Origin of the sequence: Microbacterium murale (assembly GCF_014635185.1) — a bacterium.
GTDB classification, from domain to species: Bacteria; Actinomycetota; Actinomycetes; order Actinomycetales; family Microbacteriaceae; genus Microbacterium; species Microbacterium murale.
Genome location: NZ_BMCM01000002.1, coordinates 382,562 through 408,000, shown reverse-complemented (window position 1 = coordinate 408,000; position 25,439 = coordinate 382,562). Strand labels below are relative to the sequence as shown.

Below are 25,439 nucleotides of genomic sequence, written 5' to 3'. Positions count from 1 at the left end.
ATGCTGCGGCATCCGCCCTTCATTCGTGTGCTGGCGCAGCCGGCAGTCAGCGAATTCGAATCAGCGTGCGGTGATCACCAGTGGACGGCGACCGCAGTGCCGACGGGAGCCCAGTCGTACACGAACTTCGCGACGTCGACCGGCATGTTGACGCAACCGTGACTCATCTGCTGACCGAAGTTGTTGTGCCAGTAGGCACCGTGGAATGCGATGTCCGGTGCGAACCAGGTGTTCCACGGCACGTCTTCGGTGCAGTACGACGCTCCCTCGAAGCAGCCCATGTCCTGGAACGGGGTGTGGCCGAACACCGCGAAATTCCCAGTGGGCGTCGGCGTCGCGGAAAGACCCGAGGAGATCGCCCAGGAGTTCACCACCGCGTCATTCTCGTACAGGTAAGCGCGCTGTGCACTGAGGTTGACATCGATGCGGCGCAGAAGCGTGATGGTCTCGAAAGATGTCTCTGACACGTCGAGCGCGAACACACCATCGCCGGACTCGAGCTGATCAGCGAACTGCGAAGCCGTATCGGTGACGTCGCCGAGCTCCCGGCCGTTAACACCGGCGGTCAACTCGCTCAGAACATCACCGCTCGAGTTCACGACGACCCGTGCATCGACAGGAGCCCGGTTGACTAGTGCGGGCAGAGTGTCGACAACAGTCTGAATGGCGCCCTCATCAGCGCTGATGCGCAACTGTCCGTCTTCGTCGGTGACGGACAGCCAGGTGCCGACCACAGCCGGAGCGACCGGGACGGTGCGTTCTTCGCCGACGTAGAAGCCGATCGTGGCGAGCATCGTGTTGAGCTTCTCAGCGACGCCTCCGGCGTCTGCATCGGTCACAGCAGCGGGTGCTTCGGCCGGGTCGCCCGAGTAGGTCAGTGCGTCGCCGCCGTCGGCGAGCGCGGTGGTGACAGCGTTGGTGAGTCGGTCCAGATCCACCCCGGTGCCGGGCACCGCTGGAGTCGTGACGTATGACGCGCTTGCGGCATCGAACACGACGCCGGCGTCGATGGCGTCCTCGTAGCTGGCAGGGATCATCTCGCGCAGCGTCTCGTGTGCGAGGTCGGTGTCGAGGGTGATGGTCCCGGTGATGGGCTCCGGCATCCAGGAACCGAGGTTCCACATCGGGTGGGATGCGTACGCCTCGTCCGCGAGAGCGCGCGCATCGATCGATGCACCGAGGTCGGCACCGGTCACGACCTGATCGTCGCCCGCTCCGGTGAGAGTGATCTCGGTGTTCGCGAGGTGCGCGGTGACGACGTCTGCCGCGGCTCCGGGCGTGAGACCGCCGACAGGAATACCGGCGATCGTGGTGCCGGGTGCGATGAGGATCGTCGAGGCGGCAGCGGCGCCGAGTGCGAGCACGCCGACGGTGAGGCCGACCCAGAGCCCGACGCGCCGCTTCTTCGGCGCGGGCTCGCGCGGAGCCCATTGCATCGCAGGTCCGTCGCCGGACGGCGGGATGACAGCGGTCTGCGCGGTGTTCGCGTCAGATGCCTCGATAAGACCAGTCACCTACTCACCCCCCGTGATTTCAGCGTGACCTTCTCACATATCATACCGGGCGCCAGATAACGACAAGGCAACGGTTCAAGTCCCTGCGAACGGCGAACGCCCCGTGACCGAAAGGGGCCACGGGGCGTTCGATGCTCAGAGGTCAGCTGCAGAGCTCCTGCAGCGCCGTCGCCGACTCGGTGAGGTCGGCGGTGATGGTGGTCATGCCCTCGGCGGCGGTGAGGTCCTGGTCGATCAGCACCTTGGAGAGCACGTCGCCGAGTGCGGCGAAGTCCTCGTGCACGGCAGAGGTCGCTTCCTTCACCTCGGCGTTGTCGACGCTGTCTGCGGCTTCACCGAAGGCATCGACGACCGTGCTGAACTGGTCGACGGTGGTCTGCGGGTCGGTGGCGCCGGTCGTGTCGATCTCGCTCGCCGCGGCGTTGGCGTCCTGAAGCTTCGGAAGGACGATCCCACAGGCGTCCTCGACGGACTGGTCAGTGTTGGTCTCTTCGACCGGGGCGGAGTCGCCGGCCTCGTTCGAGGTGTCGTCCTCAGCGGCGGGCGAGCCAGAGCAGGCGGTGAGGCCGAGCACGGCGACAGCGGCGATGGTCCATGCGGCGATACGGCGGTTCATAGGTTTCCCCTCAATAACGGCACCACGAACTGCGGTGCGATTCTCCGGTCGTGCACCCAGTCAAACACAACTTGCGCGCGCGTGACGATGGGGAGAGCACCCCATCAACGCGCACTCAGCGCGTGCCGATCACTCCGCGACGATGGCGATGCCGTCGATCTCCACGAGCATCTCCTCGCGGGGCAGCCCCGTGAACACAGTGGTGCGCGAGGGCAGGACGCCGCTGGACGTGTGCGCGCTGACGAACTCGCCGTAGGCATCGTTCATGGTGGCGAAATCCTCGCGCTTGGTGAGGTACACGCGCAGCATGACGACGTCGTCGAACGTCGCACCGGATGCCTCGACGATGGCCTTGACGTTCTCGAGGGTGCGGGTGGTCTGCGCCGCGACATCGCCGGGGAAGAGGTACTCGTTGGTCGCCGGGTCGACCGGGCCCTGACCGGACACCTGGACGAACGGCCCCTTGCGGACACCCTGCGAGAAGGTGTGTGCGGGGGCGGGGGCGGACGTGGTCGTGATTCGCGTCTTCGTGCTCATCCGACCAGCCTAGTAGCCTTGTTAGATGCCTCAACAAATGTCGGATCGGTTGCCGGGGAATGTGCTGCTGAGTGCTGAGCGGGCCGCAGACGGGCGCGTTCGCATTTATCGCGACGCGACGGTGGTCGACGGTACAGGTGCTCCGCGCTTCACCGCGGATGTCGCGGTCGAGGGCGCGCGGATCGTCGCCGTCGTACGCGCGGGGACTGCGCGGACTCTGGACGCTCCGACGGGCGCCGTTGAGATCGACGCACGCGGCCTGATCCTCGCGCCGGGCTTCATCGACATGCACGCGCACAGCGACCTGGCCGTGCTGGAGGGCGCGGATCATCGGGCCAAGATTCTGCAGGGCGTCACGACAGAGGTGATCGGTCAGGACGGCCTCGGTTATGCGCCGCTCGACGATGCCACAGCATCCGTCATCCCTGCACAGATCGCCGGCTGGAACGGTCTGCCCGCGGGTGTTCCGTGGCGCACGATGGACGATCTGCTCAGCGCGATCGACGCGGCCACGGTGGCCAACATCGCCGTGCTCGTGCCGCAGGGCAACCTGCGAATGATCGCCGTCGGGCACGAGAACCGTGCGGCGACCCCTGCCGAACTGCGGCAGATGGGGGAGATGCTCGGGGAGGCGCTGGACGCCGGGGCGTTCGGCATGTCGAGCGGACTCACCTACACACCGGGCATGTACGCCTCCGCCGCAGAGCTCGAGGCGCTTTGCCGCGTCGTCGCGGAGCGGGGCGGCTATTGGGCACCGCACACCCGCAGCTACGGCGCTGCGGCGCTGGATGCGTACCGCGAGGCGCTCGACATCGGACGCCGCACCGGATGCCCCATCCACCTCACGCACGCCACGATGAACTTCGCGCCCAATCGCGGCCGCGCCGACGAGCTGCTCGCGCTGATCGATGAGGCGATCGCGGACGGCGTCGACGTCACGCTCGACACCTACCCGTACCTTCCCGGCGCGACCACACTGACGGCGCTGTTGCCGAGCCGTCTCGCCGAGGGCGGCGACCTCATCGCCGCGATCAGGGCGCTGGATGCCGTCGGCCGTGAGCAGGTGCGCGTCGAGCTCGAGGAGATCGGCTGCGACGGGTTCCACGGCGAACGCGCGGACTGGTCGAGCATCGAGATCACCGGCACCGGGAACCCCGCCCTCTCCGCGCTCGTCGGCAGGACCATCGCGCAGATCGCCGCGCAGGACGACAAGCGCGCAATCGACGTCGTGCTCGACACGATCGTGGCGGATGCTGGGGCCACCGGCATCCTGATGCACATCGGCGATGAGGACAACGTGCAGGCGATCATGCAGCACGAGCGTCACACCGGCGGCAGTGACGGCATCCTGATCGGGGCGAAACCGCATCCGCGCGGGTTCGGCGCCTTCACCCGCTATCTCGGGCATTACGTGCGCGAGCTCGGAGTGCTGACGCTGGAGGAAGCCGTACGCCACCTCTCCGGCACTCCCGCGGCCCGCCTCGGCCTGGACCGCGGTGATGCGCCGCGCGGCGTGATCCGTGAGGGCGCGACGGCCGACGTCGTGCTTTTCGATCCCGATACCGTCGCCGCCGGCGCCACGTTCGATGAACCACGAACCCCTCCGATCGGGGTCGTCGAGGTGCTGGTCGACGGCATTCCGGTCGTCGCGGGCGGTGTCGTCACCGGCGACACCCCTGGGCGCGCTCTCAGGATGCCGCCGCCACCGCATCGTGCGACCGTGCCGTTGATCGATGCCAGGATCGACGCGGCGGCAGCGCCGTTCGTCTGGACGCCGGACACTCCGGTGCAGGCACCGGCAGAGCTCGCTGCCGTCGCCGATCTGCTCTCGGGCGGCGACCGCGTCGGGGACACCGTCGACGTACCCGGTCACCCGGCCATCTCGCTGACGCTCGATCCCGCGGTGGGGGAGAGCGCGACCGCCGCCGGTCGGATCGGCGACGAGGCGTTCCGCATCACCGTCGCCTCCACCGGTGTCGAGGTGAGCGGCGCGACCGTGGAAGGCGTCTTCCGCGGCGTCACGGCACTGCGCCAACTTCGTGCACCGGAGATCGACACGGCACGCATCCCCGCCGGCGAATGGAAGGGCTCGCCCGCCTACGGCTGGCGCGGCGCGATGCTCGATGTCGCACGGCACTTCCGGCCCGCCGAAGACATCCGCCGCCTGATCGACCTGCTGGCACTGCACCAGCTGAACATCCTGCACCTGCACCTCACGGATGATCAGGGTTGGCGGTTCGAGGTGCCCGGCTTCCCCAGGCTCACCGAGATCGGTGCCCGTCGAGAGGCGACGCAGCGCGGCCACGGACCGTTGGCCACGGTCGAGCCCGGCATGCACGAGGGGTACTACTCGACCGCCGAGCTGCGCGAACTGGTCGCGTACGCCGCGGAGCGCTTCGTCACGATCGTGCCGGAGGTGGAACTGCCGGGGCACGTGCAGGCGGCGCTCGCCGCGTATCCGACCCTCGGCAATGTCGATGCGTCCGGGCCCGTCACCGCGCCATGGGAGCGCTTCGGAGTGAACCCACGCACGCTGGCGCCCACCGAGGACTCATTGGAGTTCGGGCGCGCCGCGATCGATGCGCTGTGCGACATCTTCGACTCGCCGTGGATCGGGATCGGCGGCGATGAGGTGCCGGTCACGGAGTGGGCGGAGAGCCCCGCGGCTGCTGCGCGCATGCAGGAGCTCGGACTCGCATCGCCTCGCGACGTGCAGCCATGGTTCACCAGGCACTTCGTCGAGCACGTGCGGTCGCACGGACGCACGGCGCTGGCGTGGGACGAGGTGCTCGAGGGCGACGTTCCCGACGGCGTACGGATACTCGCATGGCGCGGACCTGTCGCGCTCGAGGAGGCCATCCGACGCGGCATCCCCGTCGTGGGCTGCCCTGATCTTGAGACGTATCTCGACTATCGGCAGTCCGAGTCGGCGGACGAGCCTGTGCCGGTGGGCCCGCCGCTGACGATCGAGCACGCGTACACCCTGCGTCTTCCCGAAGGGGTCGTCGGGGGACAGTCCAATGTCTGGACCGAACATCTGCCGACTCGGGATCGCGTGGACTTTGCCATGTTCCCGAGGCTCAGCGCGATCGCCGAGCGGCTCTGGGCGGGCGGAGATCCTGGGGACGGCGAATCGTTCCTGCGACGTCTCGCCGTGCACCTGCGGCGACTGACGGCGGCCGGGGTGCGATATCGTCCTCTCGACGGGCCAGCACCCGATCAGCGGCGACCGGGTGTTCCCGGAAAGCCCATGACCGTGGCCGCGCGCGAGCAGGTCGTGGCCGGTCTCGTCGAAGGGCTGCGGCTGCATTCACCGGACACGTCCGAAAGGGCGCGAGTTGAGTAACGGTTCGGTAACCCTCCCGCTCCCGTGGCGGGTCGAAGGTTGCAGATTCCACGTTCGTAAGGTCTACTAACAAATATGTCCGAATCGGATGAGTCGAGCCACGCGGCACCGGTCTACCTCGCCGGGGCCAATTCGCATGCCTTCGGACCCTCCCGGCACCTGCGCTCGCGCTCCAAGGTGCTGCCAGAGCACGCCCGCGGACACAACCGTGCTCTCGTGCTGCAGACGCTCTACCATTCGGGTGCGATGAGCCGCGCCGACCTCTCGCGAGAGACCGGCCTCACCAGGGTGACGATCTCCGACCTCGTCGCGGAGTTCATCGCCGACGGCATCGTCGTCGAGCTTGGCGTGCGCGAGACCGCCGGCCCGGGCAAGCCTCCGATCCTCATCGACATCGACCGGCTCGGCCACCAGATCATCGGCATCGACCTCTCTGACGCCGAAGCGTTCCGTGGAGCGGTGCTGAGTCTCGACGGGGACGTGATCGAGCGGCGCGAGACAGTTCGTCCCGAGCAGCCGGACGGCGACGTCGCCTACGCGGCGCTGCGTGAACTCGCGGGCATGTTGGTGGCCGCTGCGACCGCGCCGCTGCTCGGTGTCGGAGTCGGAACACCCGGTGTGGTGCGTCCCGACGGCGTCGTGCTGAGCTCGCCCAACCTCGGCTGGACCGATTTCCCGCTCGAAGCTCGACTCGGCGCGGACCTCGCGCTTCCTGTGCTCGCCCGCAACGACGCGAACGCCGCGGTGCTGGCCGAGTACACCTTCGGCGACGCCAGGGCGGATTTCATGCTCGTCAAGATCGGTGTCGGCGTCGGCGCCGGCCTCATCTCCGGAAGCCAGCCGCTGCTCGGCAGCCGCTTCGCCGCGGGCGAGATCGGTCACGTCGTCGTCGGTACCGACGGCGGCCCCCGCTGCGTCTGCGGTCGGGACGGCTGTCTGGAAGCGTGGCTCAGCGTCACGCGACTGCGGGATGCCGTGGAGGCGCAGCCGGAAGCGCGGGAGGAGATCCTGCGTGACGCCGGCGCTCGCCTGGCGATCGCGATCGCACCGATCGTGACGGCACTCGATCTCTCGGAGGTCGTGCTCTCCGGCCCCGCCGACCTGCTGGACGGCACACTGATCGAAGCGGCCACCTCGACTCTGCGGGAGCGCACGCTCGAGGGCGTCTTCGACGATGTCGTGATCAGGCTCACCGGACAGAGCGACATCGTGCTGCGCGGCGCCGCGGTCATGGTGCTCTCCGGTCAGCTGGGAGTCTCGTAGTGGCATCAGCAGTGCCCCCAGGTCTCGTCGGACGGCCGGTTCGCATCGGCCTGGACATCGGCGGCACGAAGACGGATGCCGTCGCCGTCAGGAACGACGACGAGATCGTCGGTCGAATCCGCCGACCCAGCGGCCATGGCGACGCGGCTGTCATCGCCGATGTCGTGGAGAGCGTTCAGGAGCTGTGCGCGGAGTCCGACATCTCGACCGCAGACGTGATGAGCGTCGGCGTCGGGATTCCGGGCCTCGTCGACACCGCGAACGGCCGCGTGCTGCATGCCGTGAACCTGGGCGTCGAGTCGCTCGATCTCGCCTCTCTCTCGTCTGCGCGTCTCGGGGTGCCCGTCGTCGTCGAGAACGATGTGAAGGCTGCCGCACTCGGCGCTGCGGCACTCCGCGGAGAGTCCGCGTCGATGGCATATCTGAACCTCGGCACCGGCGTCGCCGCCGGGATCGTGATCGACGGTGCGATCTGGCGGGGGTCACGCGGCACTGCAGGCGAGGTCGGCCACATCTCCGTCGACCCGAACGGGCGCGTCTGCAGCTGCGGACAGCGCGGATGCATCGAGACCCTGTGCGGCGGCGGAGCTCTCGCTCGAGCATGGGGACGGCCAGGTGCGCTGCCGGTGCGTGACATCTTCGACGCCGCCGATCACGGCGATGCGGAAGCTCTTCTCCTTCGCGCAGACCTGGCTCGCGGCGCAGCGGCCGCCGTGCGCATTCTCGTGTTGAGCGCCGATGTCGAGACGGTCGTCATCGGTGGTGGCCTCACCGCGCTCGGCGATCGCCTCGGCGACAGCATCCGCACCGCTCTCATCGCCGATGCCGCTGGGTCGCCGTTTCTTCGCTCGCTGCAACTCGATGAGAGAATCGAAATGCTTCCTCCCGGTTCCCCTGCGGCTGCCCTCGGCGCCGCGCTGGTCGGAGCGCACACCCCTCAAAAGGAGATCGCCGCCCATGGCTGAAGTCGTCATCGTCGAGAACGCCGCCGCCGCGGGTGCACTGGTCGCCGACGAGATCGTCCGACTCATCGCCGGTCGTCCCGATGCCGTGCTCGGACTCGCGACAGGATCCACACCGCTGCCGGTGTATGAGGCGCTGCACGGCCGACTCGCCGGCACCGACGTGTCGCGGGTGCGCGGCTTCGCGCTGGACGAGTACGTGGGCATCGACCCGAAGCATCCGGAGAGCTACCGCTCGGTGATCACCCGTGAGGTCGTCGAACCACTGGGGCTGAACCCTGAGCAGATCCATGTGCCCAACGGCGCCGTGGACGGCATCGAGCACGCAGGCGCCGACTACGAGGCGGCGATCGAGGCTGCGGGCGGCGTCGACCTGCAGATCCTCGGCATCGGCACCGACGGCCACATCGGATTCAACGAGCCGGGCTCGTCATTCGCCTCTCGCACCAGGGTCAAGACGCTCACGGAACAGACCCGCGAGGACAACGCGCGCTTCTTCGACTCGATCGACCAGGTTCCCATGCACTGCATGACGCAGGGTCTCGGCACGATCCTGCAGGCGCGCCATCTGGTGCTGCTCGCGTTCGGTGCGGGCAAGGCTCAGGCGGTCGCCGACGCGGTCGAGGGCCCGCTCACCGCGATGCTCCCCGGATCGGCGATCCAGCTGCACCCGCACACGACGGTCGTCGTGGACGAGGCCGCCGCATCGAAGCTGAAGCTCGCCGACTACTACCGCTACACGTTCGACAACAAGCCGGCCTGGCAGGGGCTCTGACGCTTCGCGCGTGTCGTTGATCGAGCGCTGCACCGCGGGTCGTTGAGCGAGCGTCAGCGAGACGAAGCGGGTTGAGCGAGCGTCAGCGAGTCGAAGCCATGCCCTCTTCCGGCCACGCGATCGGCAGCAGGTGCTCGAGGCTGAGCGGCGCGAGTTCGAGCGTGCCGATCTCGGCCGGCGTGATCCAGCGCAGCTCGGCGAGCTCTGCCTGCACGGTGACGGAATCAGCCTCGATCGTGAGGGCGAACGCATCGGCGACGACGCGGTGATCGGGCTCGTTCGCGGCGGCGGAGATGAACCGGCCGAGCGGCCGCAGATCCGCCTCGTCGACCTTGAGTCCCAGTTCCTCGTCGAGCTCGCGGGCCAGGGTCTGTGCGGCGTTCTCGCCGGTCTCCGGCTTTCCGCCGGGCTGCATGAACTTCGTGGTGCCCTGTTTGCGCACCACGAGCACGCGGCCGTCTGCGTCGTGGATGATCGCTGCGCTCACGTGGATGTCAGGCACTGGTGAAGACCTTTCCGGGGTTGAGGATGCCGAGCGGATCGAATACGGACTTGATCTGGCGCTGCAGCTGCCACTGATCGTCACCGAGCTCCTCGGCGAGCCAGCGGCTCTTGAGCATGCCGATGCCGTGCTCACCGGTGAGCGTGCCGCCGAGCCGGATCGCCGATCGGAACAGGTCATCGGCCGCAGCCCACACCTGCTCGGGCACCACGTCGCCCTCGAAGATGAAGTTCGGATGCAGATTGCCGTCTCCGGCGTGCGCGACGGTGGGGATCTCGAGACCGTACGCCTTCTCGATGCGGGCGATCTCGTCGTACATCGCAGGCAGGGCGCTGCGGGGCACCGACACGTCTTCGATCAGCGTGGTGCCGAGGGCGGCCATCGCGCCGTGCATCGAGCGCCGGACGGCCAGTAGGCGCTCGCCCTCATCGCGGTCGGATGTCAGCGTCACCTCGCCTCCGCATTCCTGCAGGACCGCGGCGATGCGGTCTGCCTCGGCCTGCGCCGCGGGGCCGTCGGTCTGGACCGTGAGCTGAGAGGTGCCGACCTCGGGCAGGGGCAAGGACAGGAGGGCGTGGACGGCGGACAGCGCCTTCGCATCCATCAGTTCCATGATCGCGGGCTGGGCACCGGATGCCGTGACCGCTGCCGACCCGGCCGCCGCAGCGCGCACGGTGGGGAACAGAGCGGTGAGGGTGCAGATCTCGCCGACGATCAGCCGCCGCAGCTTCAGCGTCGCGCCGACCACGATGCCGAGGGTGCCCTCGGAGCCGATCATGAGCGACGTGAGATCGAGCCCGGTGACGCCCTTCACGCTACGATGGCCGAGGTGCAGCAGTCGTCCGTCGGCGAGCACGACGTCGACGCCGAGCACGGCATCGCGGACGACACCGTACTTCGCGCACAGCAGTCCGCCCGCGCCGGTGGCGATGTTGCCCCCGACCGTGGAGATGTCGCGGCTGGCGGGATCCGGCGGCCACCACAGCCCGTGCTCGGCGAGCACGGTGTTCAGATCGGCGTTCAGGATGCCCGGCTCGACGACGGCGAACAGATCGTCCGGCCGCACCTCGAGTACGCGGTTCATGCGCATGGTCGACAGGACGATCTCGCCGGGGCCGGCGTTGGCCGCTCCCGCGAGGCCGGTGCCTGCACCTCGTACGACGACCGGGGTGCGTGTCTCGGTCGCGATCCGCATGACCTGCTGGACGTGCTCGATCGTCTCCGCATGCACGACGGCGATGGGGCGACCTGCAGAGGAGTGTCCTGAGCGGTCCGCGCGCGCAGCTTCGAGGGAGCCTTCGGTGATGTCGACGATGTCGCCGAGGGCGTTCCGCAGAGCTGCGGCGACGGTCATCGCAAGTTTCTCCGACCGGCGAAGAGCCCGGAGGTGACGGCGACGACGGCGAAGCCGAGGCCGATCCAGGCCTGATCCATCGACCACCAGGCGAGCGTCACGCCCGCATAGATCAGCAGTTCGACGGCCGCTCGCACGAACGGATGCAGATTCAGCACCGGACGCGGAGAGAGGAAGAGCGCCCATACCAGGAGGACCAGTAGCGGAGCGCCGATGCCGAGGACGATGTTCCACGGGAACGCCCACATCGCGAAGCCCCAGAGTGCGAGCGAGGCGATCGCTGCGACGAGGATGACGGCCCGGATGATGTCGAGCGGGGTGATGTTCGGGCGGTTGACGCCGGGGACTGCGTCGGAGGCTTCGGGCATGCCCCCAGTCTATTCGGCGGGGGTGGTGTCCTCGGTCGGGGCGGGAACAGTAGCGGCGGACTCAACTGTGGCGGCAACGGGCTCGACGGACTCTTCAGGCGCTGGTTCGGGTGCGTCGGCAGGGAGCGACTCCTCGACCGGTGCCGGAGTCGGCGCAGGAACTGCGGCCTCATCGACAGCAGGCGTCGAACTTTCCGTGGAGGCCGGTGCTCCGGCGTTCTGATCAGGAGTGGGCTCCTGCGGCATCGTGATTGGGTCTTCAACTGCCGAATCCTCAATTGGCGGGATTGGCGTTGCATCAGCAGCCGGTGACGCAGCCATGCACGTCGTCACGTCGATCAAGTCGACGAACGCGGCACCGGCGGTCGGTCCCGCCGCTTCACCCGCAACATACTGGAACTGCAGGCTGCCGAACAGCAGTTGAATACCCGTCGGGTGGGCGACGATGTGTCCGGAGCCTGCATCGTCGAGCGTGATCTGCTGAGCACTCGCGTCGTCAATAGAGATTCGGGCCTGCACGGTTGCGCCGGGAGCGCCGGTCAAGGAGACGGTGACCTCAGTCTTCAGGAAGACCTCGCCGGGATTCGGCGTGCACTTTACCGAAGCCGTCCCGATCGTCGGCTTGCCGTCCGGGAGCACTGCAGCGGGCGGGTCGGTTGGGTCCGTGGGATCGGTTGGGTCGGTCGGGTCCGTGGGATCTGTCGGGTCCGTGGGTTCGGTCGGGTCCGTGGGTTCGGTCGGGTCCGTGGGATCCGTGGGATCTGTCGGATCGACCGGGTTCGTCGTCCCTTCGTCGCCGTCTCCGCCGCTGCCGTCACCAGGAATCGCCGGCGCCACCGGCGCCGCCGGAGGTGCGGCTTCGACGGTCGGCGCACTGTCGTTCACCGGCTTCTTGACCTCGGGCGCCTGATCGACGTCGTCGGGCTTCTTCGGCTTCTTCTCGGGGATCTCGAGGATGAACTTCTCGTCGTTCATCTCGCTGCCGGGTTCGAGTTCGGTGGAGATCGATGAGTCGCCGGCTTCGCTCGCGCTGGGCATCGACGTCACCGGGCTCGCTTCGAGCAGACCGGGCACGATCGTCGCCGCAGCCACGACACCCGCGACGACCAGCGCAGCAGAGCCGGCGCCGACGAGAGCGCCGATGCCGGTCACGGCTCCGGTCGCAGAGCCACCGGTTGCGCCGGTACCACCGACCGCGCCGCTGCCGGTGCCGCCGCCGCTTCCTGCGGGAGCGCCCAGGGCGCCGCTGGTTCCCGCACCACCGATGACGACTCCGCCTTCGATGACGCTGGACGGCATCGCTGCCAGTGCGGCCACGGGAGCTCCACCCGCCTGCAGCGTCGCGGTGTACCCGGCAGCGCCGGAGATGCCGAGAACGAGCGGGAGCAGCACGAGCGCGAGACGGTTGGAGACATCCTTCGCCTCTGCGACGACGATCGTGCAACGAGCGCAGTCCTCGATGTGCTGCTCGAGCCGCTTCTGGTCGCGTGAGCTGAGGTTTCCTCGTGAGTAGGCGCCGACGTGCTCGATGGTCCACTCGCACGGCGAGCCGGGCTCGGCGCTGCGGAGATGCGCCTGGATCCATGCCTCGCGCAGGCCCTCTCGAGCGCGGAAGGCGAGTTGCGAGACGGCTCCGGCCCTCATGCCGAGCAGGGGGGCGACCTCGGCCGGCTTCATCTGCTCGATCTCGATGTACCAGAGCACTTCCTGCCACCGGGTGGGCAGGCCCCGGAACGCCTGTGCGGTCAGGCTGCGATCGAGCGCCTCATCGGCTGCCTGATCGGTGCTGTTCGGATCGGCGACGGTCTCGAGTTCGTCCATCGCGGTCTCGCGGCGCGAGCGGCCCCAGGCAGCGGCGGTGTTGCGGATGCTGGTGAACAGGTAAGCGCGGAACGACCCGTTCGGGCCACCACCCTTGACGATCGCCTGGTAGATGCGTGCGTAGGCCTCTTGCACCAGGTCGTCGGGATCGATGCTCGACGTGATCGAACGGGCGACCGACAATCCCGATGGGTAGTGCCGTCGCCAGAGTTCTCCGAATGCATCCGCGTCGCCCGAGCGGGTGCGCAGGATCAGGTCGGCATCGGCTGACGCGCCGGTCGCGGTGTGGTCGTGGTTCTGCACTGGCTTCCATCTGTCGTGAGGGTCGGTTGACCCCTCACATGAAGAGACGCGTGATCTGGTCCATCCTCACGCGCCCGGACCATTCTCCCTCGAAACTCCCAGCGAGGCCAGCCCTGTGGACAACTCGGAGTCAACTCTCAAAAAGTTCTTTCGGAAATCGCGTGATGAAACGAGCCTGTCGTCGTCTCATCCAGTAGAGACAGCCATCAGAACTCCACCGGGGGGCGGAGTTCGGGCGCCAGTGCGGGGCTTTGCACTGGTCGGGTGGCTCGGTACCTCGGGGGAGGAGTTCCGAGCCACTCGCTCGCAACCGGAGGGAAGAGGTCGCCGGCTGGGGACCGGCGACCTCCCATCTCATCTCCTCAGACGGGCGCAGCACCGGTCTGCACGTGCTTGACCTGAAGCCGTGCATCCAGCAGAACAGCGTCCCCGATGCGCCCTGGCGTGAGTCGTCCGAGCTGGGCGTCGTACCCGATCGCCGCCGCCGGCGTCTGCGTGAGTGCGCGCACCGCCTCGGCGAGCGAAACCCCGGCCTCGACTGCGCGCTGCAGCGCGACATCCTGAGTGAGCGTGGACCCGGCGATCGACCCGGTGTCGTCGGCGCGGGCGATGCCGTCGGCGACGGTCACCCTGACCGCGCCCAGGTCGTAGCTGCCGTCCGCGCTGCCGGCTGCAGCCATGGCATCCGTCACCAGAGCGACGCGGCCGGGAGCCGCATCGAAGAGCAGCTTGATCACATGCGGGTCGAGGTGCACGTTGTCGGCGATGGCTTCGAGCACGACACGGTGGTCGGCCGCAGCAGCGAGCACCGGACCCGGTGAACGGTGATGGATGCCCGGCATGGCATTGAACGCATGCGTGAGGATCGTCGCGCCGGCCTCGAACGCGGCGACGGCGGTCGCGGCATCCGCGTCGGTGTGGCCGACGGCCGCTGCGGAGCCGGCCGCCACGATGATGCGTATCGCCTCGAGGCCTCCGGGAAGCTCCGGCGCGATCGTCACCTGGCGTATTGTGCCTCGCCCCGCCTCGAGCAGGCGCCGCACATCGGCTGCTGCCGGCTCGCGCAGCAGCGAAGGCTCGTGGGCGCCGTGATGACCGGGATCGAGGAACGGACCCTCCAGGTGCGAGCCGAGGATGTCGGCATCCGTCGTCATGAGATCGGCGATCTCACCGACGCGACGGACGAGATCGTCGAGCGGAGCGGTCACGAGCGAGATGACCGCACGCGTCGTGCCGTGGGCGCGGTGCAGTTCGCGCGCGGTGCGGATGGCGTCTACGCCGTCGTCGAAGGATGCTCCTGCGCCGCCGTGACCGTGGATGTCGATGAAACCCGGGGTGAGGATGGCCCCCTCGCCAGCGAGCGCGATCGCGTCGATCACCGTGTCGGCGTCCGTCCAGTCGGCGCCGATGCCGGTCGCGGCCACGCGGCCGTCTTCGAATCTCACCCAGGCGTCAGGGGTCTCGGTGCCGTCGGTGATCAGACGGACGGAGTGGATCAGGGTCGTGGTCATCGGGTGCTCCAGGCGATCTCGGAGGGACGGTGGCCGGCCCATCCTGCGGCATCCCAGACGGCTCCGAGCCCTCCGACGCGCTCTCGGAACGACGTCCACTCGCGTGTAGCGGCCGGCGACCACGCGACTTCGGCGATCGCTGCGACGCGCGGGAAGATCAGCTGATCGATGTCGTCCAATGTCTCGATCGTCTCGGCCCACAGCGGGGATTCGACTCCGAGGATCGCCTGGGCGGGGAGAGCGTCGACGATCGCCGTCGGCTCCCACTCGTACGCTGTCTGCAGGTCGATCAGTGCCGCCCAGTCGAGCCCGAGCGGGAACTCCGCGTCGTACTTCATATCGAGGTACGCGGTGTTCGACGGCGACATGATGACCGACCCGCCGCGCTCGGCGAAGCGCCGCGCGTGATCGGCGTGCTCTCCGGCCGGGGTGGTGCTGCCCCAGTACTGCCCGATCGTTCCCTCTGCGACCTGGGCGGAGCCCGCCTCGTGCCATGCGATCGGGGTCTTGCCGAGTTCGGTGGTCAGGGCGGTGACACGCTCGATGAAGACATCGAAGTCGGCCTGAGCGGTGCCGAGGCACTCATCGCCGCCGACGTGGAGGAACGGTCCAGGGGTGAGTTCGGCGAGCTCGGTGAGGACATCGCGCAGGAAGTCCCACGTCGCATCGCCGTGGATCTTCACGGACGAGTGTCCGACGCCGGTGCCGCGATACGGCTCCCCGGCGGCCGGGAGCGCCTCTCCGAGCTCCTTCGCCTGCGCAAGGAGGCCGTCGTTCATGACAGGGGCCTCGACGAGCTCGGGATAGGCGAGGCCGATCGCGTGGGTGTGACCCGGCAGGTCGATCTCCGGTACGACGACCATGTGGCGCGACGCGGCATATCGCACGATCTCGCGGAAGTCGTCCTTCGTGTAAAACCCGCCGGGGCGGTCTCCGACGGCCGCCGTCGAGCCGCGTTCGGTGAGCAGCGGACGGCTGTCGATCTGGAGACGCCAGCCCTGGTCGTCGGAGAGGTGCAGGTGCAGCCGGTTGAACTTGAGCGACGATGCCCGGTCGATGAACGCTTTGACCGTGTCGACGTCGAAGAACGTGCGGGCGACGTCGAGCATGACGCCGCGGTAGGAGAAACGCGGGCTGTCTTCGATGTCGACGTGGGGGAGCGCCCAGCCCTCGCGGTCGTCGGTGAGGAGCTGACGCAGTGTCTGCGCGGCGTAGAACAGGCCGGCATCGGCGCCTTCCAGGCGCGCTGTGTCGCCGACGTGCAGTGTGTACTGCTCGCCCTGCCGGGCGGTGCGTCGAACGACGATGTCGCCTGGCCGGATGGCGTCGTGTCCGGGCCCTGCGACGGCGGGGCGCAGCCCCGTGCGCTCGGCGATCACGTCGGCGAGAACGGATGCCGCAGCATCCGCGTCGTTCTCCACGATGATGCGGGTGGCCGCCGTCAACGACAGCATTCCGGTCGGTTCGGTGACGGACACGGGCAGCGGAACAAGTGGTAGGACCATGAACAAAACGTACCCTGCGGCACCCGATGCGGCCAGATCGCCCCGCTACTCTGGGACTTCGGAATTCCGCTATGCTCGAACGGTCGCGACTGGCGTCTGGGTGGGTCACCACCGGGGAGCGACCGTTACGGAATTCGACCGCGCGCCTGGGCCGATGACATCCATCACTGATGACATTTCATTCCGCAACGAAAGAGGACGACATGACCGATCCGTACTTCAACGCCCCGCTCTCCGAAGTAGATCCCGAGATCGCCGAGGTCCTCGACCGCGAGTTGAACCGGCAGCGCACGTTCCTCGAGATGATCGCATCCGAGAACTTCGTGCCCGTCTCCGTGCTGCAGTCGCAGGGGTCAGTGCTCACGAACAAGTACGCCGAGGGCTACCCCGGACGCCGCTACTACGGTGGCTGTGAAGAGGTCGACGTCGCAGAATCCCTCGCGATCGAGCGGGTCAAGAGCCTGTTCGGCGCCGAGTTCGCGAACGTCCAGCCGCACTCCGGTGCGACAGCCAACGCGGCCGTGCTGCACGCGATCGCCCGCCCCGGCGACACCCTGCTCGGTCTGTCGCTCGACCACGGCGGTCACCTGACCCACGGCATGAAGATCAACTTCTCCGGCCGGCTGTACAACATCGTCGCCTACGGCGTGAACCCGGAGACCTCGCTCGTCGACATGGACGAGGTGCGTCGCCTGGCCATCGAGCACAAGCCGAAGGTCATCGTCGCCGGCTGGTCGGCGTACCCTCGCCACCTCGACTTCGCGAAGTTCCGCGAGATCGCCGATGAGGTCGGGGCCCTCCTCTGGGTCGACATGGCGCACTTCGCCGGTCTCGTCGCCGCAGGTGTGCACCCGAACCCCGTGCCGCACGCACACGTCGTCTCGTCGACCGTTCACAAGACGATCGGCGGCCCTCGCTCCGGCTTCATCCTCACCAATGACGCCGACCTCGCCAAGAAGATCAACTCCGCGGTGTTCCCGGGTCAGCAGGGCGGCCCGCTCATGCACGTGATCGCCGCCAAGGCGACCGCCTTCAAGCTCGCCGCGACGCCCGAGTTCAAGGATCGCCAGGTGCGCACCATCAGCGGTGCCCAGATCCTCGCCGATCGCCTCACCCAGCAGGATGTCGCGGATGCGCAGATCAAGGTGCGCTCGGGCGGCACGGACGTGCACCTCGTGCTCGTCGACCTCCGTGATGCCGCGATCGACGGCAAGCAGGCCGAGGATCTGCTGCACGACATCCACATCACCGTCAACCGCAACGCCGTGCCGAACGACCCTCGCCCGCCGATGGTCACCTCCGGTCTGCGCATCGGCACCTCGGCGCTGGCCACGCGCGGCTTCGGCGATGCCGAGTTCACCGAGGTCGCCGACATCATCGCCCTGGCCCTGCAGCCCGGCGCCGATGTGGCCGCCCTGAAGGCACGCGTCGACGCCCTCGCAACCGCGTTCCCCCTCTACCCGGAGCTGCAGCAGTGACCGCTGTCGTCCTGGACGGCAAGGCCGCAGCCGCGGAGATCAAGACCGAGCTGACCGAGCGGGTCGCGGCGCTGCGCGCGCGGGGCATCGTCCCGGGCATCGCCACCGTGCTGGTCGGCGCGGATCCGGCATCCCAGCTGTACGTCGGGATGAAGCACCGCCAGTCCGAGGCGATCGGGATGAACTCGATCCAGCGCGAACTGCCGGCCGACGCCACGCAGGAGCAGGTCGAAGCGCTGATCGACGAGCTCAATGCCGATCCGACCTGTCACGGCTACATCGTGCAGCTGCCGCTGCCGAAGCACATCGACACGGACAGGATCCTCGAGCGCATCGACCCCGAGAAGGATGCCGATGGCCTGCACCCGACCAATCTCGGACGGCTCGTGCTGAACGTCAACGCACCGATCCACACGCCTCTGCCGTGCACGCCTCGCGGCGTGATCGAGCTGCTGTTGCGCAATGACTACGACCTCAAGGGCAAGCATGTCGTGGTCGTCGGACGCGGGGTGACGATCGGCCGCTCGATCGGACTGCTGCTGACGCGCCGCGAGCTCAACGCCACTGTGACGCTCACGCACACCGGCACGGTCGACATGCCGAAGTACCTGCGAGAGGCGGACGTCATCGTGGCCGCGGCCGGGGTCAAGCACCTCGTCCGCGCTGAGGACGTCAAGCCGGGCGCCGCGGTGCTCGATGTGGGAGTCACTCGAGAAGACGACCCTGAGACCGGCAAGTCGAAGGTCTATGGCGACGTGCACCCTGATGTCGCGTCGGTCGCGGGCTTCGTATCACCGAACCCCGGCGGCGTCGGACCGATGACCGTCGCGCTGCTCATGACGAACGTCGTGGAGGCCGCCGAGCGCGCTGCGGGCTGAGGGCCCGTTTCGACTCGCTGACGCTCGCTCAACGCGTTTCGTCTCGCTCCGCTCGCTCAACGACCCGCAGCTTCTGTCGCGGGGCGTTGAGCGGAGGAGCGTCAGCGACGGAGGCGAAACGGGGTGAGCGAGCCGCAGGCGAGCCGAAGCCGCGACCTACAGCTCGTCGAGCATCCGGCGCTGTTCGGGGGTGAGCCCATCGTTGAGCTCGTCCCTGGCTGCGCTGGTCGCCCTGCTCTGCGGCTCGGATGCCGTGGCATCCGCAGATCTGGTCGTCGAGGCGCGCCCGCCCTTCACTTTCGACTGCACTGTGTCGAACACCGCGCCGGTCCTCGCCTCGATCCGGTCATCCACCAGGTCGTAGATGACCCACGCGATCAGCAGGTACAGCGGGGGAAGCACGTAGCCCCAGAACCAGCCGCGCACATCGACGCCGCTGAGCCACACGGTCAGCACCCAGACGATCAGCTCGACGATGAACACGAGCACGTACTGGACGACCTTCTCGCCGACCTTCGTGCGCGTCTGCGCTGACTTCGAGGCCGCCCCGCGGAACATCCGGAGCAGCGTCGGCTTGAGCGCGAGCGTCGCCAGCGTGAGGATCACAGCAGCCCACAAGGCGTTCCACCCGACGCTGACGCTCGACATCAGCAGGCCGATCAGCAGCAGGACGACGACGTTGAACACGTACAGCGAGACGGCGCGGACGATCCAGTTCTTCATGTCGTCAGCCTATGCCGTCGAGTTCCCCTTGGAGAAGGATCAGCCGGTCAGGCCCGGCGCCTCGATGCCCACGATGCGGGCCTGCTCATCGAAGCGGAAGGTCGCTGAACCGGAGGCATCGGTGACGATCGCGCCGCTGAAGGCCTCGTCGGTCCACTGCAGGTTCCAGCCGGCCAGCCGCGCAGCGTCCCACACAGCCGAGCGTGCATCGCTGAGTGCGAGCCCGGACAGGATGCGGGGCGCGGAGATGACGGCATCCTGCACGGTGAGCGGAGCGAGCGGCGCATCCAGCACGAACACGGCGCGCGTGCCGCCGCCGATCGGTGCCGAATAGTAAGGGGAGCGACCGGTGATCTCCACGGCGACGGTGCCGATCTGATGTGCGACCTGCGCGATCCATTCGTCGAGGTCGGAGCCGGTGTCTTCCGGGAAGGCGAGCTCGGACCGGCTGAGCTCCGCGATGTCGTACTGCGTGCCGTAATCGCGCAGCTGGGCGGCGACGCCCTGCGCGTCGCCCTGGGGGTGAGCCCACGCCCAGAGCAGAGACCGGGGCCCCGGTGCGATCGTCGCGATCAGATGCGGGCGGGTGACCACCTGATGCGCGGGGTTCGCGTTCGCAGTGAAGGTGAGCGTACCTGCGGCCATGTCGGCGTCCCAGCGGTGCTCGCCCAGCGCATCGACGGCAGTGGTGAGCGCGTCCTGACGGAGTGCCACGAAGAAGGCGGCGCGATCGGCGAGAGGCTGCAGTGCGGCGAAGGTCATGGTTCCAGTCTGGCCTGGAATCCTATGTTTTCGCCACCTGTGCCGCGCCGCGACGACTGGTCATGGCAGGCGGGCGGCGTACTGCTCTCGGATGATCGGGCGCGTGTCTATCTCTGGACGCGCGGTGATCGCCACTGGCCACTTCGGCGCGGTGCCGCTGAGCCCCCAGGCGGCCTGGGCTGCCGCTCCGAGCGCCACGTATTCGCCGGGCGCCGGAACCACGACCGGCGCATCGAACACCTGCGCGGCGATGCGCGCCACTGCTTCGCTCTGCGCGGCGCCGCCGACCAGCAGGATGCGCTCGGCCTTCACTCCGTGCGCGCGGATGCGATCGAGGCCGTCGGCGAGGCCGCACAACACGCCCTCGATCGCGGCGCGGGCGAGGTTCTCACGGCTCGTCGAGGTCAGAGTCATGCCGAACATCGATGCCGTGGCGTCCGGCAGGTTGGGTGTGCGCTCGCCCTCGAACCACGGCTGCAGCACGAGTCCGCCCGAACCCGGCTCGGCCGCGAGGGCAAGCCGGGAGAACTCGTCGTGATCGACGCCGAGAAGGGATGCCGTGGCATCCAGCACCCGCGCGGCGTTCAGCGTGGCGACCAGCGGCAGGAAGCCTCCGGCCGCGTCGGCGAATCCGGCCACGGTGCCGCTCGGGTCGGCGACGGCGACGTCGGTGACGGCGAACACCGTTCCACTGGTGCCGATCGAGACGCCGATGTCGCCGCTTCCGGCTCCCATTCCGAGTGCGGCCGCCGCGTTGTCGCCCGCGCCGGCCGTGACGATGATTCCGCCCTTTCCTTCGACGTGCTCGGCGGGGCCGAGAACACGGGGCAGCACGACATCACTCGCGTCGCGGCGCAGCGCGATGGCGAGCAGCTCACGGTCGTACTCGCCTCGAGCGGAGTCGAAGTACGCCGTGCCACTGGCATCGGACCGATCGGTGATCAGTTCGTTGAGCACAGGCCCTAGCGGTGACTCGTCGGCCGGTCCATAACCGCGCAGACGCCAGGTGAGCCAGTCGTGGGGGAGTGCGATCGCCGCGATGCGGGCCGCGTTCTCCGGCTCGGCATCCGCCACCCACCGCACCTTGCTCGCCGTGAACGACGCGACCGGCACGACGCCGGTGCGTCGCGCATACTCTGCGGCGCCGACCTCGGCGGTCAGTGCGGTCGCGGCATCCGCCGATCTCGTGTCGTTCCAGAGCAGAGCGGGCCGGATGACGCGCCCCTCCGCATCCAGGGCCACCAGACCGTGCTGCTGTCCACCGATGCCGACGGCGGCGACGTCGTCGAGCCCGCCGGCATCGGCGATGGCGCTGCGCAGCGCCTCCCACCACGCCGCCGGATCCACTTCGGTGCCATCAGGATGCCCGGCTCGTCCGGAGCGGATGACCGCTCCGGACGAGAGGTCGCGCACGACGACCTTGCAGCTCTGCGTCGACGAATCGATGCCGGCGACGAGCGTCATGTTCAGCGCGCGCCGAGCAGGTGCTCGGTGGCGAGCTGCTGCAGACGGACGAATCCGAAGCCCTTGCCGCCGAGGTAGGCGTCGGCGTCGAAGTCCTCGAAGGCGCTGCGATCGGCGAGGAAGTCGTCGTAGCTCTCGCCGGGGTTCAGCGTCGGCTGCGCGAGCTCGGCGACCTTGGAAGCGGCCAGCGCCTCCTGCACCTCGGGGTCTGCGCGGAACGCCGCTGCCCGCTCCTTGAGGAGGAGGTACGTGCGCATGTTCGCCGCTGCCGAGTCCCACACGCCGGTCTCGTCTTCCGTGCGGCTGGGCTTGTAGTCGAAGTGACGAGGGCCGTCGTAGGCCGGAACCCCGCCGGGGCCGCCGTTCTCGAGCAGGTCGACCAGCGCGAATGCGTTGTGCAGGTCGCCGTGACCGAACACGAGGTCCTGGTCGTACTTGATGCCGCGCTGACCGTTGAGATCGATGTGGAAGAGCTTCTCGTGGAACAGCGCCTGGGCGATGCCGGCGGCGAAGTTCAGGCCAGCCATCTGCTCGTGGCCGACCTCGGGGTTCACACCGAACAGCTCGGGACGTGCGAGCGAGCCGATGAAGGCGATCGCGTGGCCGAGGGTCGGCAGCAGGATGTCGCCGCGGGGCTCGTTCGGCTTGGGCTCGATCGCGAAGCGGATGTCGTAGCCCTTGTCGGTGACGTAGTCGGCGAGAAGGTTCACGGACTCGCGGTAGCGCTCGAGGGCCTGGCGCACATCCTTGGCGGAGTCGTATTCAGCGCCCTCGCGGCCGCCCCACATGACGAAGGTCTTGGCTCCGAGCTCTGCACCGAGGTCGAGCTGACGGAACACCTTGCGGAGGGCATACCGCCGCACATCGCGGTCGTTGGAGGTGAAGCCGCCGTCCTTGAAGACGGGGGCGCTGAAGAGGTTCGTGGTGACCATCGGCACGATGAGGCCGGTGTCGGACAGTGCGCCCTTGAGCCGGTCGATCTGCTTCTGACGCTCGGCGTCGGTGGAGCCGAAGGCGAACAGGTCGTCATCGTGGAACGTGAGTCCGTAGGCGCCGAGCTCGGAGAGCTTCTCGACGGCGTGCACCACGTCGAGGCGAGGGCGCGTCGGGCCGCCGAACGGGTCGGTGCCGTTGTAGTCGACGGTCCAGAGACCGAACGAGAATTTGTCTTCGCGGGTGGGGGTGGGCATGGCTGCTCCTCTGCAGGCGATGGGGAAAATATAAGTTGTGCTGCACAACATATCGCATGCGATCGAGGTTGGCAATCGCAGCCCGCCGACGACGGCGCGTCGTCGTCAGGACCGCGGTGGAGCGGTGGATTCGCGCACCACGAGCGTCGTCGCCATCTGTACCGGCTCTGGTTCATGGCCTTGCAGGATCTCGAGCAGCATCCGCACGGCCGCCGCGCCCATCTCCGGCAGCGGCTGACGAACCGTGGTGAGCTGGGGCACGTGGGCGGCGGCGTCGATGATGTCGTCGAAACCGACGACGGAGAGGTCGTCCGGCACATGCAGTCCGCGCTCGGATGCCACCCGCATCATCTCGATGGCGGAGAGGTCGTTGGCGGCGAATACGGCGGTGACGGGGTCGGGGAGATCGAGGATCGCATGTGCGCCCGCCGTCGAATCGGCGGCCCGGTAGCCGCCGTCGATCACGAGGGTGGGATCGAACGGGATGTCGGATGCCCTCAGCGCGTTGCGGTACCCCTGCTCGCGCTCGCGGGCGGATTCCAGGTCGGTGCGTCCGCGCAGGTGCGCTATGCGGCGATGGCCCAGCGAGAGGAGGTGGCTCGTCGCGGCGCTGGCGCCCTCGACGTTCGCCACGCTCACGGTTGCGGGATCGTCGGTTCCGACATGCGGGTCGACGGCGACGATCGGCACCGACGTCTCAGACGGTGCGGCCGTCGGCGTGACGAGAATCGCGCCGTCGATGAGCGTGCCGCCGAGCCGGGAGAGTGAGCGGCGCTCCCACCCGAGGTGCGTGCCGGCCGAGACGCTTCCTGCGTACGCGAGCACGTCGTACTCGGTGTTCTCCAGAGCGCTGGACACGCCCCTGAGCAGCTGCAGTGCGAAGGGCTCGAACTCGGCGACGAGGACGCCGATCACCAGGGTGCGCCGCCGGCGCATGGACGTGGCGACGATCGAACTCTCGTAGCCGAGATCGGCCACGACGCCCATCACATGGGAGAGCGTCTCCGCTGACACGCCGTAGCGCCCGTTGATCGCCTTGGACACGGTGGCCACCGAGACTCCAGCGGCGAGGGCGACATCGGTGATCGTTGTCCGGCGGTTCATGCCCTCATGATATCCATGTTTTCGAAAACGTTATCGATATCGTTTGACATCTTCGTGGGAGCGGTGTCAGAGTAAGCGAACAAACACATTGGTGTGGCTGGCAACAAATGTCGTGTCGCGCTGCACGAGAACTCGAAGAAGAGGAGAACACAGCATGAAGATGCGAAAGGCATTGGCGGCAGGCGCCGCAGTCGTCGCACTGGGATCGCTCGTCCTGGCCGGCTGCAGCGGTGGCACCAGCGGTGGCGGCGGCGAAGGCGAGGGTGGCGAGACCACACTCACGATGTGGCACAACTCGACGACCGGCGACGGCAAGCAGTACTGGGAAGACGCGGCAGCGGCCTTCAACGAGGAGAACCCGGAGGTGACCGTCAAGGTCACGTCGATCCAGAACGAAGACATGGACGGCAAGCTGCAGACCGCCGTCAACTCCGGCGACATGCCGGACATCTTCATGGCTCGCGGTGGTGGCAAGCTCGCCGACATCGTCGAGGCGGGCAAGGTCAAGGACCTCACCGACCTCATCGACGACGACGTGAAGACCGCTTTCGGTGAGGCTCCGTTCAGCGCGTTCACGGTCGACGGCAAGATCTACGGTGTGCCGAGTGCCGTGCTCCCCGGTGGGATCTTCTACAGCAAGGACCTGTTCGAGCAGGCCGGCATCGAGTCAGAGCCGACGTCTGTCGCCGAGCTCGAGGACGCGGTCGACAAGCTCAAGGAAGCGGGCATTGCTCCGATCGCACTCGGTGCGAAGGATGCGTGGCCTGCCGCGCACTGGTACTACTTCTTCGCGGTGCGTGCCTGTGGACAGGACATCATCGAGAACCTGGCCACCAGCCCCGACTTCACCGATCAGTGCTGGCTGGACGCTGCTGAGAACCTGAACGAGTTCACGGCGACCGAGCCCTTCAACGACGGCTTCCTGACGACGACGGCCCAGCAGGGCGCGAACTCGTCCGCCGGCCTGGTCGCGAACCACAAGGCGGCCATGGAGCTCATGGGCGCGTGGGATGTCGGCGTGATCGCCGGCCTCACCCCCGACGAGCAGCCGCTGCCGGACCTCGGCTGGTTCCCGTTCCCCGAGGTCGAAGGCGGCGACGGTGAGCCAGGAGCCATGATGGGCGGCGTCGACGGGTACTCGTGCTCGACCGACTCTCCGGCCTCGTGCGAGGAGTTCCTCAACTTCGTCTCGTCGAAGGAATGGCAGGAGAAGTACGCCACCGCATTCCAGACGATCCCGGCCAACCAGGACGCCACCGGCGCGGTGACCGACCCGTCGCTGGCTCCGCTCATGGAGGCGTACAGCAAGGCGCCGTACGTGTCGCTGTGGCTGGACACCGCGCTCGGCCAGAACGTCGGAAACGCGCTGAACACCGGCGTCGTCGAGATGCTCGCAGGCCAGGGGGACCCGCAGAAGCTCGTCGACAGCATCGCCAACGCCGCGGCGAGAGGCTGACAAGAGA

General features: G+C 68.0%; 21 protein-coding genes and 1 riboswitch. Of the genes, 7 read left to right on the top strand and 14 right to left on the bottom strand.

The features are described 5' to 3' along the window. Positions 1-74: 74 nt before the first annotated feature. From IEV67_RS08360 to IEV67_RS08350, 3 genes are all read right to left on the bottom strand, one after another. Positions 75-1,514: a L,D-transpeptidase family protein gene (locus tag IEV67_RS08360; protein ID WP_229702916.1), complete on the bottom strand. Its 1,440-nt coding sequence runs from the start codon at positions 1,512-1,514 to the stop codon at positions 75-77. A 142-nt stretch (positions 1,515-1,656) separates the two neighbouring features. Continuing rightward, positions 1,657-2,130 carry a hypothetical protein gene (locus IEV67_RS08355; protein ID WP_188436114.1) on the bottom strand — a complete coding sequence of 158 codons (474 nt, stop codon included), beginning with the start codon at positions 2,128-2,130 and terminating at the stop codon, positions 1,657-1,659. 129 nt (positions 2,131-2,259) lie between these two features. After that, positions 2,260-2,667 (bottom strand): RidA family protein, encoded by a 408-nt coding sequence (locus tag IEV67_RS08350; RefSeq protein ID WP_188436113.1) that lies wholly within the window; start codon positions 2,665-2,667, stop codon positions 2,260-2,262. Positions 2,668-2,692: 25 nt separating this feature from the next. On the opposite strand from IEV67_RS08350, the gene IEV67_RS08345 reads away from it, so the two are divergent. The 4 genes from IEV67_RS08345 to nagB all read left to right on the top strand — a co-directional run bounded on the left by IEV67_RS08345 (position 2,693) and on the right by nagB (position 9,013). Beyond that, positions 2,693-6,013 carry a family 20 glycosylhydrolase gene (locus tag IEV67_RS08345; protein WP_229702914.1) on the top strand — a complete coding sequence of 1,107 codons (3,321 nt, stop codon included), beginning with the start codon at positions 2,693-2,695 and terminating at the stop codon, positions 6,011-6,013. Between the two features lie 75 nt (positions 6,014-6,088). Next, positions 6,089-7,276 carry an ROK family transcriptional regulator gene (locus IEV67_RS08340; protein WP_188436112.1) on the top strand — a complete coding sequence of 396 codons (1,188 nt, stop codon included), beginning with the start codon at positions 6,089-6,091 and terminating at the stop codon, positions 7,274-7,276. After that, positions 7,276-8,241 carry an ROK family protein gene (locus IEV67_RS08335; protein WP_229702912.1) on the top strand — a complete coding sequence of 322 codons (966 nt, stop codon included), beginning with the start codon at positions 7,276-7,278 and terminating at the stop codon, positions 8,239-8,241. The genes IEV67_RS08340 and IEV67_RS08335 overlap by 1 nt, the downstream gene beginning before the upstream one ends. Continuing rightward, complete coding sequence (gene nagB / locus IEV67_RS08330; RefSeq protein ID WP_188436111.1) at positions 8,234-9,013, top strand: glucosamine-6-phosphate deaminase; 780 nt, start codon at positions 8,234-8,236, stop codon at positions 9,011-9,013. Before IEV67_RS08335 ends, nagB begins: the two co-directional genes overlap by 8 nt. A gap of 82 nt (positions 9,014-9,095) precedes the next feature. On the opposite strand, the gene IEV67_RS08325 is transcribed toward nagB, so the two are convergent. The 6 genes from IEV67_RS08325 to IEV67_RS08300 form a co-directional block, all read right to left on the bottom strand. Further along, positions 9,096-9,515 carry an NUDIX hydrolase gene (locus IEV67_RS08325; protein WP_188436110.1) on the bottom strand — a complete coding sequence of 140 codons (420 nt, stop codon included), beginning with the start codon at positions 9,513-9,515 and terminating at the stop codon, positions 9,096-9,098. Then, positions 9,508-10,869, bottom strand: coding sequence for an FAD-binding oxidoreductase (locus IEV67_RS08320; protein ID WP_188436109.1), 1,362 nt, complete (start codon positions 10,867-10,869; stop codon positions 9,508-9,510). Before IEV67_RS08320 ends, IEV67_RS08325 begins: the two co-directional genes overlap by 8 nt. Further along, a complete protein-coding gene (locus tag IEV67_RS08315) occupies positions 10,866-11,237 on the bottom strand; it encodes a YrdB family protein (RefSeq protein WP_188436108.1) in 372 nt (123 codons plus the stop codon). Before IEV67_RS08315 ends, IEV67_RS08320 begins: the two co-directional genes overlap by 4 nt. A gap of 9 nt (positions 11,238-11,246) precedes the next feature. After that, positions 11,247-13,361, bottom strand: a complete 2,115-nt coding sequence (locus tag IEV67_RS08310) for a sigma-70 family RNA polymerase sigma factor (RefSeq protein WP_188436107.1) — start codon at positions 13,359-13,361, stop codon at positions 11,247-11,249. A 362-nt stretch (positions 13,362-13,723) separates the two neighbouring features. After that, positions 13,724-14,872: an N-acetylglucosamine-6-phosphate deacetylase gene (gene nagA, locus IEV67_RS08305; RefSeq protein WP_188436106.1), complete on the bottom strand. Its 1,149-nt coding sequence runs from the start codon at positions 14,870-14,872 to the stop codon at positions 13,724-13,726. Beyond that, positions 14,869-16,377: a beta-N-acetylhexosaminidase gene (locus IEV67_RS08300; RefSeq protein ID WP_188436105.1), complete on the bottom strand. Its 1,509-nt coding sequence runs from the start codon at positions 16,375-16,377 to the stop codon at positions 14,869-14,871. The genes nagA and IEV67_RS08300 overlap by 4 nt, the downstream gene beginning before the upstream one ends. Positions 16,378-16,452: 75 nt before the next feature. Beyond that, a riboswitch (ZMP/ZTP riboswitch) is annotated at positions 16,453-16,536 on the top strand. A 44-nt stretch (positions 16,537-16,580) separates the two neighbouring features. On the opposite strand from IEV67_RS08300, the gene glyA reads away from it, so the two are divergent. Next, entirely contained in the window at positions 16,581-17,855 is a 1,275-nt protein-coding gene (glyA, locus tag IEV67_RS08295; RefSeq protein ID WP_188436104.1) for a serine hydroxymethyltransferase, read from the top strand. After that, positions 17,852-18,733: a bifunctional methylenetetrahydrofolate dehydrogenase/methenyltetrahydrofolate cyclohydrolase gene (locus IEV67_RS08290; protein ID WP_188436103.1), complete on the top strand. Its 882-nt coding sequence runs from the start codon at positions 17,852-17,854 to the stop codon at positions 18,731-18,733. Before glyA ends, IEV67_RS08290 begins: the two co-directional genes overlap by 4 nt. A 156-nt stretch (positions 18,734-18,889) precedes the next feature. Here the strand turns inward: IEV67_RS08290 and IEV67_RS08285 are convergent, their stop codons facing one another. The 5 genes from IEV67_RS08285 to IEV67_RS08265 form a co-directional block, all read right to left on the bottom strand. Next, complete coding sequence (locus IEV67_RS08285) at positions 18,890-19,456, bottom strand: hypothetical protein (protein ID WP_188436102.1); 567 nt, start codon at positions 19,454-19,456, stop codon at positions 18,890-18,892. Between the two features lie 39 nt (positions 19,457-19,495). After that, the gene (locus IEV67_RS08280; RefSeq protein WP_188436101.1) at positions 19,496-20,218 is read right to left on the bottom strand and encodes a DUF6882 domain-containing protein; all 723 of its coding nucleotides are present in this window, start codon (positions 20,216-20,218) and stop codon (positions 19,496-19,498) included. Positions 20,219-20,278: 60 nt separating this feature from the next. Next, positions 20,279-21,682: a xylulokinase gene (gene xylB, locus IEV67_RS08275; RefSeq protein ID WP_188436100.1), complete on the bottom strand. Its 1,404-nt coding sequence runs from the start codon at positions 21,680-21,682 to the stop codon at positions 20,279-20,281. 2 nt (positions 21,683-21,684) lie between these two features. Further along, positions 21,685-22,872: a xylose isomerase gene (gene xylA / locus IEV67_RS08270; RefSeq protein WP_188436099.1), complete on the bottom strand. Its 1,188-nt coding sequence runs from the start codon at positions 22,870-22,872 to the stop codon at positions 21,685-21,687. Between the two features lie 105 nt (positions 22,873-22,977). Further along, on the bottom strand, positions 22,978-23,976 hold the full coding sequence (locus IEV67_RS08265; RefSeq protein ID WP_188436098.1) for a LacI family DNA-binding transcriptional regulator: 999 nt from the start codon (positions 23,974-23,976) through the stop codon (positions 22,978-22,980). Positions 23,977-24,130: 154 nt separating this feature from the next. Here IEV67_RS08265 and IEV67_RS08260 point away from each other — a divergent pair, with 154 nt between their 5' ends. After that, a complete protein-coding gene (locus tag IEV67_RS08260; protein WP_188436097.1) occupies positions 24,131-25,432 on the top strand; it encodes an extracellular solute-binding protein in 1,302 nt (433 codons plus the stop codon). The last annotated feature ends 7 nt before the right edge of the window (positions 25,433-25,439 follow it).

Bases quoted from the DNA above. Each gene is read 5' to 3' on its own strand.
- glyA (WP_188436104.1), top strand. From the start codon at position 16,581: ATGACCGATCCGTACTTCAACGCCCCGCTCTCCGAAGTAGATCCCGAG.
- IEV67_RS08320 (WP_188436109.1), bottom strand. From the start codon at position 10,869: ATGACCGTCGCCGCAGCTCTGCGGAACGCCCTCGGCGACATCGTCGAC.
- IEV67_RS08340 (WP_188436112.1), top strand. From the start codon at position 6,089: ATGTCCGAATCGGATGAGTCGAGCCACGCGGCACCGGTCTACCTCGCC.
- IEV67_RS08280 (WP_188436101.1), bottom strand. From the start codon at position 20,218: ATGACCTTCGCCGCACTGCAGCCTCTCGCCGATCGCGCCGCCTTCTTC.
- nagB (WP_188436111.1), top strand. From the start codon at position 8,234: ATGGCTGAAGTCGTCATCGTCGAGAACGCCGCCGCCGCGGGTGCACTG.
- IEV67_RS08355 (WP_188436114.1), bottom strand. From the start codon at position 2,130: ATGAACCGCCGTATCGCCGCATGGACCATCGCCGCTGTCGCCGTGCTC.
- IEV67_RS08300 (WP_188436105.1), bottom strand. From the start codon at position 16,377: ATGGTCCTACCACTTGTTCCGCTGCCCGTGTCCGTCACCGAACCGACC.
- IEV67_RS08260 (WP_188436097.1), top strand. From the start codon at position 24,131: ATGAAGATGCGAAAGGCATTGGCGGCAGGCGCCGCAGTCGTCGCACTG.
- xylA (WP_188436099.1), bottom strand. From the start codon at position 22,872: ATGCCCACCCCCACCCGCGAAGACAAATTCTCGTTCGGTCTCTGGACC.
- xylB (WP_188436100.1), bottom strand. From the start codon at position 21,682: ATGACGCTCGTCGCCGGCATCGATTCGTCGACGCAGAGCTGCAAGGTC.
- IEV67_RS08315 (WP_188436108.1), bottom strand. From the start codon at position 11,237: ATGCCCGAAGCCTCCGACGCAGTCCCCGGCGTCAACCGCCCGAACATC.
- nagA (WP_188436106.1), bottom strand. From the start codon at position 14,872: ATGACCACGACCCTGATCCACTCCGTCCGTCTGATCACCGACGGCACC.
- IEV67_RS08345 (WP_229702914.1), top strand. From the start codon at position 2,693: ATGCCTCAACAAATGTCGGATCGGTTGCCGGGGAATGTGCTGCTGAGT.
- IEV67_RS08350 (WP_188436113.1), bottom strand. From the start codon at position 2,667: ATGAGCACGAAGACGCGAATCACGACCACGTCCGCCCCCGCCCCCGCA.
- IEV67_RS08285 (WP_188436102.1), bottom strand. From the start codon at position 19,456: ATGAAGAACTGGATCGTCCGCGCCGTCTCGCTGTACGTGTTCAACGTC.
- IEV67_RS08265 (WP_188436098.1), bottom strand. From the start codon at position 23,976: ATGAACCGCCGGACAACGATCACCGATGTCGCCCTCGCCGCTGGAGTC.